Origin of the sequence: Streptomyces sp. WM6386 (assembly GCF_000972385.1) — a bacterium.
Lineage (GTDB): Bacteria > Actinomycetota > Actinomycetes > Streptomycetales > Streptomycetaceae > Streptomyces.
The window spans coordinates 1-413 of record NZ_JXTE01000544.1; the positions used below are offsets into that span (position 1 = coordinate 1).

General features: G+C 72.9%; 1 pseudogene. It reads left to right on the top strand.

Features of this window, described 5'->3' with window-relative positions:
* Positions 1 to 400: pseudogene (locus TN53_RS42630) on the top strand (hypothetical protein); the annotation flags it as partial.
* Positions 401 to 413: the final 13 nt, after the last annotated feature.

The window sequence follows — 413 nt, forward strand, 5'->3', positions numbered from 1 at the left end:
GAGTTTGCGCACCGCGAGCGGTGAACTGCGTGCGCTGGCGTCCGCAGGCCAGGTGCCCGCACGCGTGGCCGAGCTCGCCGAGGAGCTCACCGACAGCTGCGACCGGCTCCATGGCGAGCTGGCGCTGAGCCCGCCTGTCTCCCAGGAGACACAGCCGGAGGCCTTCGCGCTGGCGCGCCGCTACGAGCAGTGCTTCGCGGGCGCGGCCGCCCTCAGAGTGTGGCTGCACAACCGCACGCCCGGCGAGGACCTGTTGTGGCTGGAAGCGGTCCTCACCCACGTGCTGCGGTCGATACGCCCGCCGGGCCGGCCGACCGACGGCGAGGGGTTCGACCGGCTTTTCGACGCTCGTGCGGCCGGTCGTCCCGCCGCTCCTGCGACCTCGGTGGTCCCCTCGTGATCGACAAGACCGG